Annotated in this window: 9 protein-coding genes and 1 pseudogene; 7 read left to right on the forward strand and 3 right to left on the reverse strand. The window is 56.9% G+C overall.

Annotated elements, in window-relative coordinates:
• Both DBR18_RS01655 and DBR18_RS01660 read right to left on the reverse strand, forming a co-directional pair.
• Positions 1 to 579: thioesterase II family protein (locus DBR18_RS01655; protein WP_108589030.1), on the reverse strand; the 579-nt coding region annotated here is incomplete at its 3' end.
• 71 nt (positions 580 to 650) lie between these two features.
• Positions 651 to 1,823, reverse strand: a complete 1,173-nt coding sequence (locus DBR18_RS01660) for an MFS transporter (RefSeq protein ID WP_108589020.1) — start codon at positions 1,821 to 1,823, stop codon at positions 651 to 653.
• Between the two features lie 240 nt (positions 1,824 to 2,063).
• Between DBR18_RS01660 and DBR18_RS01665 the strand changes: the two genes are divergently transcribed.
• The 7 genes and pseudogenes from DBR18_RS01665 to DBR18_RS01695 all read left to right on the forward strand — a co-directional run bounded on the left by DBR18_RS01665 (position 2,064) and on the right by DBR18_RS01695 (position 12,714).
• A complete protein-coding gene (locus tag DBR18_RS01665) occupies positions 2,064 to 2,864 on the forward strand; it encodes a glucose 1-dehydrogenase (RefSeq protein WP_108589021.1) in 801 nt (266 codons plus the stop codon).
• Positions 2,857 to 4,683, forward strand: a complete 1,827-nt coding sequence (locus DBR18_RS01670; RefSeq protein WP_108589022.1) for a glycoside hydrolase family 15 protein — start codon at positions 2,857 to 2,859, stop codon at positions 4,681 to 4,683. Before DBR18_RS01665 ends, DBR18_RS01670 begins: the two co-directional genes overlap by 8 nt.
• Before the next feature lie 391 nt (positions 4,684 to 5,074).
• Positions 5,075 to 5,464: a hypothetical protein gene (locus tag DBR18_RS01675; protein WP_108589023.1), complete on the forward strand. Its 390-nt coding sequence runs from the start codon at positions 5,075 to 5,077 to the stop codon at positions 5,462 to 5,464.
• Positions 5,465 to 5,475: 11 nt separating this feature from the next.
• Positions 5,476 to 6,365 (forward strand): annotated as a pseudogene (locus DBR18_RS01680) (alpha/beta hydrolase).
• Positions 6,366 to 6,511: 146 nt separating this feature from the next.
• Complete coding sequence (rdrA, locus tag DBR18_RS01685) at positions 6,512 to 9,364, forward strand: antiviral RADAR system adenosine triphosphatase RdrA (RefSeq protein ID WP_108589024.1); 2,853 nt, start codon at positions 6,512 to 6,514, stop codon at positions 9,362 to 9,364.
• On the forward strand, positions 9,364 to 12,009 hold the full coding sequence (rdrB, locus tag DBR18_RS01690; RefSeq protein WP_108589025.1) for an antiviral RADAR system adenosine deaminase RdrB: 2,646 nt from the start codon (positions 9,364 to 9,366) through the stop codon (positions 12,007 to 12,009). Before rdrA ends, rdrB begins: the two co-directional genes overlap by 1 nt.
• Positions 12,010 to 12,072: 63 nt before the next feature.
• Complete coding sequence (locus DBR18_RS01695; RefSeq protein WP_108589026.1) at positions 12,073 to 12,714, forward strand: SLATT domain-containing protein; 642 nt, start codon at positions 12,073 to 12,075, stop codon at positions 12,712 to 12,714.
• Between the two features lie 60 nt (positions 12,715 to 12,774).
• Here DBR18_RS01695 and DBR18_RS01700 read toward each other — a convergent pair.
• Positions 12,775 to 13,640: GlxA family transcriptional regulator (locus DBR18_RS01700; RefSeq protein WP_256588494.1), on the reverse strand; the 866-nt coding region annotated here is incomplete at its 5' end.

A 13,640-nucleotide genomic window follows, 5' to 3' on the forward strand; every position in this document is an offset into this window, starting at 1 on the left:
CAGTTGCTCGGTGGTCGCGCGGTCTTCCTTGCCGCCCAGCACATGCACCGGGCAGTTGAGCAAGGGCCGCTGCGCCGGGGTGAAGCGGCCGCACATCATAAAGTCGGCGCGCAGCACCGGCAGCGTCAGGCTCATGAGTTCCTCGTTGGCCAGCACTTCTTCGCTGGTGCCCTGAAAGGTGCGCAGTTGATCGATCAATTCCTGATCGCTGCGCGCTTCGGCAAACCCGCGATCATAGTCGCTGCGCAGGGTCGGCGCGGCCGTGCCGGAGGCGAACAGCGCCACCGGTTCCGGCGCGCCGAGCTCGCGAAAGGCGTGCGCCATCTCGCACGCCAGTAGCGCGCCGAGGCTGTGGCCGAACAGGGCGTAAGGTGTTTGCAGGTCGGGTTTTTGCTCACGGGCCAACTGGCGGGCCAGCGCTCGCATGTCAGTTTGCAGGGGTTCGTCGAAACGGGCACCGCGCCCGGGCAACTCCACCGGTTGCAATTGCAGCCATGACGGCATTTGGCGCCGCCAGCGGCTGTAGACCATGGCGCTGGCGCCCGAATAGGGCAGGCACAGCAGTGTCAGCTTTGTCACCGCGTTTACCTCAATGGGTTATCTGTAAAAGAGAACGGATGAGGCGTTGCGCGAATTAGTCCGGATGCCGATCACTTCAAATGGCGGAAACTCTGCACAGCCGAACCCAGCACCACCGCGCCGGCCGCGATCGCCAGCCAGAATCCGCTCCGGGCACCGAACGCATCCACCAGTGCGCCGGACCCTGCCGCGCCAATCGCCACGCCGATGCTCAGGCCGGTGACCAGCCAGGTCAGGCCTTCGGTGAGTTTGGCCGGCGGCACGATGCGCTCAACCAGCGCCATGGCAACGATCAGCGTCGGCGAGAAAAACAGCCCGGCAACAAACACCGCCAGCGACAGCCCGAAAATATCGCTCGCCAGCAACAGCGGCAACGTGGTCACGGCCGTCGCCATGCCGCCATACATGAACAATCGCGGCAACGGCAATGTCGAGCGCATCGCACCAAAGGCGATCCCGGCCAGACACGAACCGATGGCATACACCGACAACACGATGCTCGCCGCCGCCGGCTGCCCCTGCTGCTGAGCGAACGCGACGCTGACCACATCGACCACACCGACGATGACGCCCATGGCGAGCATCAACGCCAGCAGCCATTGCACGTCGGTCGAACGAATGATCGAAGCCTGATGCTGGGTTTCCTGCGGATGCACAGCCGGTTCGGTGCTGCGCTGGGCGACAAATGCCGTCACCCCGATCGCCAGCGCCAGCAACGCGGCCAACGGCCCGGCCTCGGGAAACGCCACCACGCACAGCCCCACCGACAATGGCGGGCCGACGATGAAACAGACTTCATCGAGCACCGATTCCAGCGCATAGGCCGTCTGCAATTGCGGCTGGCCGCGGTAGATCTCGGTCCAGCGTGCGCGCACCATCGCCGACATGCTCGGCATGCACCCGGCCAGCGCGGCAAAGATGAACAGCGTCCAGGTCGGCGCCTGCAAACGCGTGCACAGCAACAACATCAACAACGCCCCGCCACCGACCAACGCTGACAGCGGCAGCACCCTGCCCTGACCAAAGCGATCGACCAGTCGCGACACCTGCGGCGCACAAAACGCCGTGGCCAGGGCAAACGTCGCCGCCACCGCACCCGCCAGCGCGTACCCGCCCTTGAGTTGCGAAAGCATGGTGATCACGCCGATGCCGGTCATGGAAATCGGCATGCGCGCGATCATCCCGGCCAGCACAAAAGCCCGGGCGCCGGGGGCGGTGAATAATTCGCGGTAGGGGTTTGCCATGGGTACTGCCTCATCAGGGGCGGCCAAGTTGCCACAAAGGCTGATGAGCGTGGAAGCGGGGAATTGTTGGTGGAATGTGAAGGCCTTGAAGAGCAAAAGATCGCAGCGTGCCGCAGCTCCTACAGGTGATCGCATTCCATGTAGGAGCTGCGGCACGCTGCGATCTTTTGCTCTTTGCTCTGAACTCTCGTGCGCTTGAATCAGTCAGCTACATAGGCCCACCACCCCGGCACTTCGCGCATGCACATTTCCCTCGCCCGCCAGGTAGCACTTGTCACCGGCGCCAGCTCCGGCATCGGTCACGCCGCCGCCAAAGCCCTGGCCGCTGCCGGTGCAGCCGTCGTCATCAATTACAACCGTCAGGCGGAACCCGCCGAAGCGCTGGCCCGGCAGATCATTGCCGATGGCGGTCAGGCGCTGGCCATCGGTGCCGATGTGTCCAAGGAGGACGAGGTCGAGCGGTTGTTCGCCGAAACTCTGGACGCCTTCGGTTCGCTGGACATTCTGGTGGCCAATTCCGGCCTGCAAAAAGACGCCGCTGTGGTGGACATGACCCTGGAAGACTGGAACACGGTGATTGGCGTCAACCTCACCGGCCAGTTTCTCTGCGCCCGCGCCGCATTGCGGATTTTCAATCGCCAGGGCGTGCGTGAAGGCGTGTCCCGCGCCGCCGGCAAGATCATTCACATGAGTTCGGTGCACCAGCGCATTCCCTGGGCCGGGCACGTCAACTATGCGGCGTCCAAGGGTGGCGTCGATCAGTTGATGCAGACCCTCGCCCAGGAGGTCAGCCACCAGCGCATTCGCATCAACGGTATTGCACCGGGAGCGATTCGCACGGCAATCAACACCGAAGCCACCGAAGGCGCCGCCGGCGAAAAACTGCTGGAGCTGATCCCTTACGGACGTATCGGCGATGTCGAGGATGTCGCCAACGCCGTGGTGTTCCTCGCATCCGACGCCGCCGACTACATTGTCGGCACCACCCTGTTCATCGACGGCGGCATGAGTCTTTATCCGGAGTTTCGTGGCAATGGCTGATCATCAACCCGAACGACAAAGCCCGATCGACGCCCACGGCATCATCGGCGACATGCGTAGCGCGGCACTGGTCAACGACAAGGGCAGCGTGGATTTTTTCTGCTGGCCGGAGTTCGACAGCCCGTCAATTTTCTGTTCGCTGCTGGACACGCCCGACGCGGGGATTTTCCAGCTCGCACCTGACCTGCCCGACGCCCGCCGCGAGCAGATCTATCTGCCGGATACCAATGTCTTGCAGACCCGCTGGCTCAGCGAACATGCGGTGGTGGAAATCACCGACCTGCTGCCGATCGGCGACAGCGTCGATGACCTGCCGCTGTTGGTGCGCCGGGTCCGGGTGGTCAGCGGGCAAGCCACCTTCCATATGCGCTGCGCGGTGAGACATGACTACGCCCGCGCCAAAACCCGTGCGCAGATGGACGATCAATCGGTGGTTTTCAGCGCCGAAAGTCAGCCGTCGATGCGGCTGGTGGCAGATCAGGCGATGCACATCGATGGCGATGCGGCCGTCGCGTCATTCTGTTTGAAGCAGAATCAACAAGCCGAATTCATCCTGGGCGGCGCCGACGATCCACGCTTCAAGGATGACGCCGCCAAGATGTGCATGGAGCGCACACTGAAGTTCTGGCGCGACTGGATCCGCCAGTCCAACTACCGCGGGCGCTGGCGAGAAATGGTCAACCGCTCCGCCCTCGCCCTGAAACTGCTGACCTCGCGCAAGCACGGCGCGATCCTCGCCGCCGCCACCTTCGGCCTGCCGGAAACCCCGGGCGGCGAGCGCAACTGGGACTATCGCTACACATGGATCCGCGACGCCTCGTTCACGGTCTACGCGTTCATGCGCCTGGGCTTTGTCGATGAAGCCAACGCCTACATGGGCTGGCTGCGCGGGCGGGTCAGCGATTGCCACGGCCAACCGATGAAACTCAACATCCTTTATGCCGTCGATGGTCGCCAGGAGTTGCCGGAAACCGAGCTCACGCACCTGTCCGGTCATGGCGGCGCGCAGCCAGTGCGCATTGGCAATGGCGCTTACGACCAGATCCAGCTCGACATCTTCGGCGAGTTGATGGACGCGGTGTATCTGGTCAACAAGTACGGCGACGCGATTTCCCACGAAGACTGGAAACACGTGCGTGAAGTGGTCGATCAAGTGTGTGAGACCTGGCAGACCACCGACGTAGGCATTTGGGAAATGCGCGGTGAGCAACATCACTTTCTGCATTCGCGATTGATGTGCTGGGTGGCGCTGGACCGGGCGATTCGGCTGGCCTCGAAACGCTCATTGCCGGCGCCGTTCGCCCAGTGGGACCAGACCCGCCAGGCGATCTACGCCGACATCTGGGACAACTTCTGGAACGAGGAACGCGGGCATTTCGTCCAGTACAAGGGCGGCACCGCGCTCGACGGCTCGATGCTGCTGATGCCGCTGGTGCGTTTCGTCAGCGCCAAGGACCCGCGCTGGCTGTCGACCCTGCAAGCCATTGAAAAAAGTCTGGTACGCGACGGCATGGTTTACCGCTACCGCAACGACGACAGCAACATTGACGGTCTGGCGGGCACCGAGGGTGCGTTTGCCGCCTGCTCGTTCTGGTACGTCGAATGCCTGGCCCGGGCTGGTCAGGTGGAAAAGGCGCATCTGGAGTTCGAACAACTGCTGCGTTATGCAAACCCGTTGGGGCTGTACGCCGAAGAGTTCGACAGCCATGGCCGGCATCTGGGCAACACGCCGCAGGCGCTGACGCATCTGGCGCTGATCAGTGCGGCGAGTTTTCTTGATCGACGGTTGAGTGGAGAAAAGGGTGAATGGCAGCCGTAATTTCGTCAGTGTGTGTAGGAAATATGCCGAATCCCTGGGCTTCGCCGGGCTAACACCTACACAAAAATAAACACAATCAGATCCCCTGTGGTGAGGGGATTTATCCCCGACAGGCTGCACAGCGGCCCCGGTCTTAGCCTTCTCATTTCTTCAGCAGCACCGAATTGCATGGCTTTGCGACTGCTGCGCAGCCGATCGGGGATAAATCCCCTCGCCACAACTTTTGTCACTCATTGCCTGTTTCGCTTAAACAAATCCTCTCCAATCCCTCCCCCGTAACTTGCACTTACACCCTGAAATACCCTGTTGCCAGCTGTTACATCCCCCCCTACCATCCACCGCAACGGGCACAGCGGAGCTGTCCAATAAAACCCGAATTCAAGGAACCAGAATGACCCAGCACATCCACCGCCCCATCGCCACGCCCCTGCGCACCGGCCTGACCCGCGCCCAACTGTGGGAAGACGCCGACCAAGGCCTGATCAAGTGTTGGGAAATCGGCCGCCAGCGCGCCATCCGTTTCCCCGAACTCACCCAAAAATGCCTCGCCGGTGAATTGCCAGTACTCGGCTGGAAAGGCGGCGTGAGCCGCAGCCTGAAGAAAAACGAAAAATACGGCTCGCTGAAGTACCTGGCGCAGTGGCAAGGCTTGCGTGGCGAGGATCTGGATATTGATCTGGCTGAAGAACGTTCGCTGACCTGTTCGCGGACCAGGATGCGGGTGACGTTCACCCCGGATCGTACGAAGTATTTCAATCAGGTGGCGGAAGCCGAGGCTTAAGGAGACGCTCCATGAGCCGTGCCGAAATCCGATTCAGCCAAATCCTAAGCCTGACCATCGGCTATGAGCATCACGGCCCGGAAAACGGCACGCCGGTCATCCTGCTCTACTGCTTCCCCCACTCTCCCCGCGCCTACGACGAATTTGCCCCGGTCCTTGCGGCTGAGGGTTATCGTACCCAACCTGCGCGGTTACGGCCCGACCCGTTTCAACCGCCCGGACACGCTGCGTTCCCGTCAGCAAGCGGCATTGGCCCAGGATTTGCTGGAGATGATGGAAGCGCTGGGGATCGAGCAAGCAACGCTGTGCCGTTACGACTGGGGCGGTCGGACCGCCTGCATCATTGCGGCGCTGTTTCCCGATCGCGTGCGCGGATTGGTGGCGGGTGATGGCTAAAACCTGCAGGACATTCCGAATTCGATACTGCCGCTGAATCCGCAGACCGAGCATCGCTACTAGTGTCAGTACTACTTACACACGCACCAAGGCGTTGCAGGGCTGACAGAATCGTCGGGCGCTGTGCGAGTTGCTGTGGCAGTTGTTGTCGCCAACCTGCGCGCGGAACGCCGACCGTTATCCGTTGAGTGCGCCGGCGTTCGACAACCCGGACTTCGTTGAGGTGGTGACTCATTCTTATCGCCATCGCTTCATGTGTGCACCGGGCGATCCGGCGCTGGAATGGATGGAGCAGGCGCTGGAGAAACAACCGGCGATCAGCGTTCTGACAATTTCGTTGTCCGGGTGCAGATGATGGCGTTGGCCCGGTGCCGGAAGACGATGAAGATGCGCACCAGTTCACCGGGGTTTACGAACTGCGGGTGCTGGCGGGGAGGGGGGTGGACACAGCATTCCCAAAGAAGAAGCTGAGCAAATGCTCCAGGCGCTGCTAGACCTTCTGTAAAACAGGCGCTCCCGATCATTGCTGCGAGAGAGTTTGACTGGCAATTGTAGTGGCATATAGCTACTCTCCTTGGATCCACATCAAACATATCTATCGCCTCCCCTCATTCGAAGGGAGTGCTACGCGCATGACAAGGACTGGTTTACATGGGTGAAAATCTTGGCATCGAAATTGAACTGCCTATTGACCAAGGCGAACAGGCACATCAGCCCACCCCGAAAAATCTTCTGGCGCAGGACGTCTATAAAAAGATAGTCGAGCATCTTCACCACAGCCTCGGCAAAACACCCTCTCTCGACAGCCAGTCCGACGATCTTGACGACTACCGTAGCCATGAAGCGATCCTGATTGACGGTGGTCGAGGCACAGGGAAAAGTTCGGTTCTGGTCAACCTCACTACCTATCTCAAAGATGACAAGGATCTTTTGATCCTCAAGCCGTTGGATCCGACACTTCTGGAAAACGGTGACGACCTCCTGCTCAACGTGATCGTGGCTGCGCTGATGAGGGATAAAACTGTTCGTAGTGCGCTGCAAAACCATGAAAAGGAAGCAGAAGCGTTTTACGAGCAGTTGCATAAGCTGGGAGCGGCACTCGAAGGTATCCAGAAACAGAAAGAGCAATATGGTCTGGACAAACTTCGAGCATTCATGGGCAACCAGTCTCTCGCAGAAAATGTTCACCTTCTGCTGAAAAAGACTTTGCTGCTGACCCGAAGAAAGTTGGTAGTTTTGCCGATTGATGACGTTGACACCTCGCTGCAATTGGCATTTGAAAACATAGAGGTTGTTCGCAAGTACTTGACATCACCGTTTGTAGTACCACTGATCAGTGGCGACCTCAGCCTGTATGACGAGGTCATCTGGCGCGAGTTTCATGGGCGACTCACTCACCAAAAAGCCGCTATTGAAAAAGAAGCTCAAACCAGAGCCAAGGATCTTGCAGAAGAATACCAGCGCAAAGTATTGCCCCTGCCGAGACGAATCAAACTTCCGGCGCTGACAAGCTACCTGCAAAATCAGAAAATCATCTTGACCGATAAAGGCTCAAAGATCTTCCCACTCGCCATGCTCCAACATTGGCTTGACGCACTACTTAATGAGCGTGTCAACGGCGAGGAAAACAGTCGACTTGAAAACCCGTTGCAGACTGTTCGGGAAATGACCCAATTCATCAATGGTTGCAAACACCTGATCCCAACGCTCAAGGACCACCTCGGCCCGGACATGGGCATTTATTCGCCTCAAACTCATCCTTCCATGCTCAGACGTGTATTGTTCATGCCGTTGGATATTGCCTTGGCCGTGCAGGAATTCGAGGAAGATATCAAAAAAGCTGCCACCTTCGACAATGAACCGCACCGAAGAGACGGCCGGACGGGTAAAGAACGAGCATATCGAGCATTGGGAGCCAGAACGGCGAACATTCCCGAAAAACTAAAAAATGATTTCCCTCCTTATATCCAACAATGGCAGAAAGTCATTTCTGACTATTTCCAATACCATCGCAAAGGCGGAGCCGTTTACTTCACAGCTTTCACCAATGAAAAATGGAATGCCGAAAACAACGACGGTAAAAAAACTTCCGTACTGGCTCACGACATGTTCCAGCCATTGGAACAAAACAATAAAAAATACGAATACTTTGAAAGCATATCCGGCATAAATAAAATCTGGTCCGAAATATTTTTCCCGATTGTTCCCCAAGCTTGGATAGAGCGAATTCCGGAATCAACCATCCTGCCCTTTCCCGTACCTGAAAAAGGCCAGCGAATTCACGCCAGGCCCTCTTCCAGCTGGTCGCTAAGCCCCTATGTACCTGAAAACTTGCAAGGCAAGGCAGAACTGGCAAGGCAATTGCTGGTGCACTGGAGTTTCTTCTCTCCCAACCAGCGTGCAAATCTGGTATTTCACGGGCGGATTTTCGAACTGATTATTGCCAGTCTTGTCCGGGATATTTCAGAGCTTGAAATCACTGAGATCCTCAATCGCCCGCCTTTCCACTCGATACCGGCACTGGCTCATACCAATACAATCAATCTCTCTGAAGCCTTCGACGCTACCGAAGATGAACCCAGGGAAGAAACCAGTACTGAAGACGCACTCAAAGGCGACCAGGAAACAGCCGAAGCTATAGCTAACCTGGCCAATGAAATCAACGAATGGCGCCGCAAAAATAATATTCTCGTGCCGCACAGCTGGCTGATTCATAACATCCTCAACAAAGCGTTCAACCAGATCAGTATATTTTCTACCAACAAGAAGCCGAACAACCCTTCACTGTTCGAAATCATCGACTCGGGCATGCGCATGTTCAACTCCGTATGGTCGGCGTTCGGCAGTTTTGAAAAAGGTGAAGTCTTTGGCCTGCCTCGGGTTATCGCCTACGTCAACATGTCAAGCTCCAGTAACAACTTCGAACAGCACCCCCATTATCGACAAAATATCTTGCCCTTCCTGCAGAAGATCAATGACAGAGGACAGCACCACGACTTCAAAACCGGCTCATATACTTTTTCGCTTGAGTCACATCCTCTCCGCACAATGTTTAGAGATTTGCTGAATAACAACAAAAAACAACAAACCCCCAACACAAAAAAATCCGAAGAAGAACGCAGAGTAAGAATTGTAAGATCGAGCGACCCAGCAGAAACCCCTATTGCCGCACTCCTTAAAAATGCAATAAAAACTGCACAAACAGCAGCAAACAAAAACCCTTCAACCTCAACAAAACTTAACAAAATAATCAACTCGACAGCCAAAGAAAAAGGCATCACTTTAAAAATTGGCGCCATAAAACTGCTTGACACAGATACCATCCGCAGCTTCCTAAATACCGTCTACGAAAAAACCGAAGGAACAGTAAAAACGGAATACCTAAAGGTCATAAAAGGTATTAAACGCGTCGATTCCGGCACACCACAACGCCATCTTCAATATATGCATGAACAGTATCAGGAGCGAACAAGAGCCGAAAATCCTGGAACCGGTCCGGCCTGATGCTCGACCAATCACTCTTCGAACTCGCCAGCGCCACATGCTTCTCCAGTACCTCCCTGGCGCAGACCCTGCGTTCGCAGCTCCTGGCAGCACCTGACCTGAGTGATCCGACCCGGCACGACTCGTTTCACGCAGCGTGCCTGCGTAATCTGCGTCTCGATCTTGATGCGGATTACCCCCGCCGGTTTCGTATCAACGACATGGATCTGGCACTCGAAACTCTGTGGCCTCACAACATCTTCCTTGAGTCACAGGGAGGAAGGCTCGACATGCTCGACGGCCTATTCGATCAACTGTTTCTGGAAAACGGCGACGTCATTCAGTATCGCGATGACCGCGTGCAGGCTTATGTGCGATGCGCGGCGCGCCTTGACCCTGCATTGCTGGCCGGTTGGCGGATTGCCAAGCGCCTGCGACAACAACCGAGGCTTGGATGCAATGACCTGTCGCGGATCGTGGAGGCTCAACAGCCGTTTTTCAGCCCACGTGCGCAGACAGGCAAAGCGTTTGCGGAAAACCATGTGCACTTGGGCGGAGTTCATTATGACGGCCTGGTGTTGATGTCGGGCTTGACCGCGCCGTTGAAAGAGCTGGCGAATGAACCCGCCATCAAGGTACTTCCCTCCCTGCAAAGGCTGACACAAAGACTTTTGATGGAAGTTGGCACTGAGCCACTTGATTCAAAACAGGTTCGGGAAATCTGCACCAAGAGTCTCGGCAGCCGCTGGAAAATCGAACCGCCCATCAGTATCAACTGGAAATGGCTGGCTGAAAAACAGATGGAGCCTGCAGATGTTCTGCATCCGCATTGGCAACGGCAGAAAATTGCCCGTGCCTTGGTCAAGGGCGATACCGGCAAGGCATGGTTGTGGTTCGTGATCTGGTGCTGGACCCGCTATCAGGATCCCGCCTGCACGAGCGAGCTTCGCATGGCTTTGTTTTATCTGCTCAATTCGCTGACTCACATGCGCCGACAACTGCTGATGGACGGCCAGGGGCTCACCCGTTTTGTAGATGTCTACAACAATCAGGCTCGCCGCAATTTAGGCTGGAATCAACAGTACACCGATGCTGCGCGGCGTATCTTTCACGGTGAGAGCGATGTGGCGGAGATCAAGGTTGTCCATCACCAGTTTTCGCCCCAGGCGGTCATTCAGTGGCTGGGCAATTTGGGCACGGCCATTGGCCTAGAGTCCGCACCGAAACTGCGACAAGTACCTCTGGCAAAACAATTGGCCATGCGCAATGCGTTCGAGCGCTGGCATTTCTGCATTCACTTGATTCGCGATGAGCTCAGCCGGGATAACCCCTCAAATGTCTGGCTGGAAGCCAACAAACTGGAAAGTAAACTCTCCAGCAATGCGTCCTGGGAACGAGAAGAACTGATCAACACGTCGGCTCTGTGGCCTGGTCGTTTACAACCGGCCCGTTGGATAAGAGGCCTGGATGTGGCAGGTGATGAAAATGCGGTCAAGACCGAGGTTTTTGCTCCTGCAATCAGGTGGTTGCGCCAGGGATTGCAGTCCAAACCTTTTCTGGCAGCTCCTGCAACGGGACTGCACCTGAGTATTCACGCTGGCGAGGACTACGCACATCCACTGTCAGGAATGCGCCACATTGATGAAACCGTCGAATTCTGCGAAATGCGTTCGGGTGACCGACTCGGGCACGCCCTAGCAATCGGCATAGAACCCCAAATGTGGCTGGAACGACATGGCGAAGCCGTTCTGCCACTTGATGAACATGTCGACAATCTCGTCTGGGCCTGGCATTACGCCTGCGAGATGAGTCCACACCTTGACCTGGCCGCACAGATTGTTCCGAAACTGGAGCGCACGTTACGCAGACTTATTCCGCATCTTTCCTGGTTACGGAAAGAGTCCCAACCGCCAACGATCGAACAGCTTCTCGATGCCTGGCGGATGCGGCGCAACTGCTATCACTACGTGAATTGCAACGACATTGCTCATTTCGAAGATGCGAAACTCAACATTGCCGTCCCCGACCGCCGTGACTTCGGTCAGGGCGCAACATCAGCCCCTACGCTTGCAGCGCAACTCTATCTACAACGCTGGCGGGGGCTCACAAACCGACGGTCAGGTTTGAACAATTTCGCGTCCCCGCTTGAGGAGCGTGAGAAACACGAAGTTTGCAAGGTTCGAATTCGACAGACAGATCATGAATCCGATAGCCACTTTCGGACAGAACATGATTTGAATTTGATTACTGTTACCGAAACGACCGCCGAAGCAGTGTTCATGCACGCACTTCAGGACTGGCTGCTCGACCGATATGACCGTCTGGGGCTGGTCATTGAAGCCAACCCCACTTCCAACGTTTACATCGCACGCCTGAAATGTCACAGCGAGCATCCCGTTTTTCGATGGTACCCGCCAGATGAAAACACCTTGGCCAAAGGCGCGAAAAATAATCTGTTCGGTTTGCGGCGTGGGCCGATCAAGTTCTGCATCAATACAGACGACCCCGGCATCATGCCCACCACACTACGTACTGAATTCGCGCTTCTTAGAGAGGCTGCACTGACACACGAAGTGTCCCGTACGCAAGCAGAACAATGGCTGGAGCGCATTCGCCTGTTGGGCCTGGAGCAGTTCCAGCAGAAACATGAATCGTTGTGGGGATAATTTTCCTCCCAGTGCTCGATGTAACACCAAGAGACACTTCAACAAGGACGCAAAGGAACCGATATGCCCGTGTTCGATAAAACCCCACCGAAACCTGAGTCATTCAAAGTTTTTCTCGATGCGCTGAAATCGATTAACTCAAACCGACACGACAAACAGTCCCTCATACGCATTGTTGAAGAAGTCAGCACATTGATGCAGAGCAATATTGACTTCTACTCAACGCTGAGTACGAGACATAGCTCAAGGGCAAAAAGAACACGCTGGATCGCGATCGGATTTGGCACGATCGGGGTGCTTGCGCCGCTATTAGGCGGGATCAATGAATACTTCAAAGGCCTTGTGGGTTGGGGATATCCCGCTCTGGCCATTGCGGGTGCGGCCATGTTGGTTGATCGCTCTTTCGGTTATACACGGGGTCATATCAGGTACGTGATTGCACGTTTGGAATTGAAACACCTATTGACCAACTTCCAGGTGCACTGGTCGATGTGGCTCGCCAATCATCCTGAAAACACTCTGACCCCGGAACAACGGAAAGAAGCCGAGGCGTTTCTGCAAAAATTTGTCGACACGGCCCATGATATCGTCAAGGCAGAAACGGCGGCGTGGGGCATTGCCGTTGTTGAAGATATGCAGGAGCTCAAAAACCTGATCGGGCAGAACACGAAAGCGAAGCCGGACGATTTAAAAGATCCCGGTTAATGTTCAGATACTGATCGCTATTCCCACCGGAAATCAGCGTCATACCCACAATGGATGGCGCTATTCATAGATGTTTCCGACGGCCTGTTCTGGAGAGTCACCGACCGAAAACCGCTCCCGATACGCCTGCGGCGTGACGCCAATCGCCCGCAGAAAACTGCGACGCAACGTCTCTTCACTGCCAAACCCGCAGTTGGCGGCGATGCGTTTCACTGGCAGCCCGGTGTCACTGAGCAGGCGCCGCGCCGTCTCGACGCGGATCAATTCGATGGCGCGGGCCGGGGTCTGGCCGGTGTCGGCGCGGTAGTGACGAATGAAACTGCGTTCGCTCATGCCGGCCTGTTCGGCCAGGGTCGGGACGCCGAGGTCGCAGGTGAGGTGTTCGGCAATCCAGGCGTGCAGTTCATCAAAGCGATTGCCCTGATTTTGCAGGGCCAGGGTCACGCTGAACTGCGACTGCCCGCCCGGTCGTTTCAGGAACACCACCAGATGCCGGGCGACGTCCAGCGCGATGTCACGGCCCAGGTCTTCCTCGACCATCGCCAACGCCAGATCGATGCCGGCGGTCACGCCCGCCGAGGTCCAGACCGGGCCGTCGTTGATGAAGATCGGGTTGGCTTCGACCTGCAACTTCGGATGCTGTTGCGCCAGCTGTTCGCAGCGGGTCCAGTGGGTGACCACGCGGCGACCGTCGAGCCAGCCACTGGCGGCCAATAGAAAAGCGCCAGTGCACACCGAGGCCACGCGTCGGCATTTCGCCGCATGCTCGCGCACCCAATCCACCAGCGGCACATCTTCCGCCGCCAGGTAAATGCCCCAGCCACCGGCGATGATCAAGGTATCGCTGGCCTGCTGTGGCAACGGCTCGGCCAGCACCGCCAGCCCGGCGGACGACATCACCGCCCCGCCCTCGCGGGCAATCACCG

Origin of the sequence: Pseudomonas sp. HMWF021, from assembly GCF_003061005.1 — a bacterium.
In the GTDB taxonomy this organism is placed as follows: domain Bacteria; phylum Pseudomonadota; class Gammaproteobacteria; order Pseudomonadales; family Pseudomonadaceae; genus Aquipseudomonas.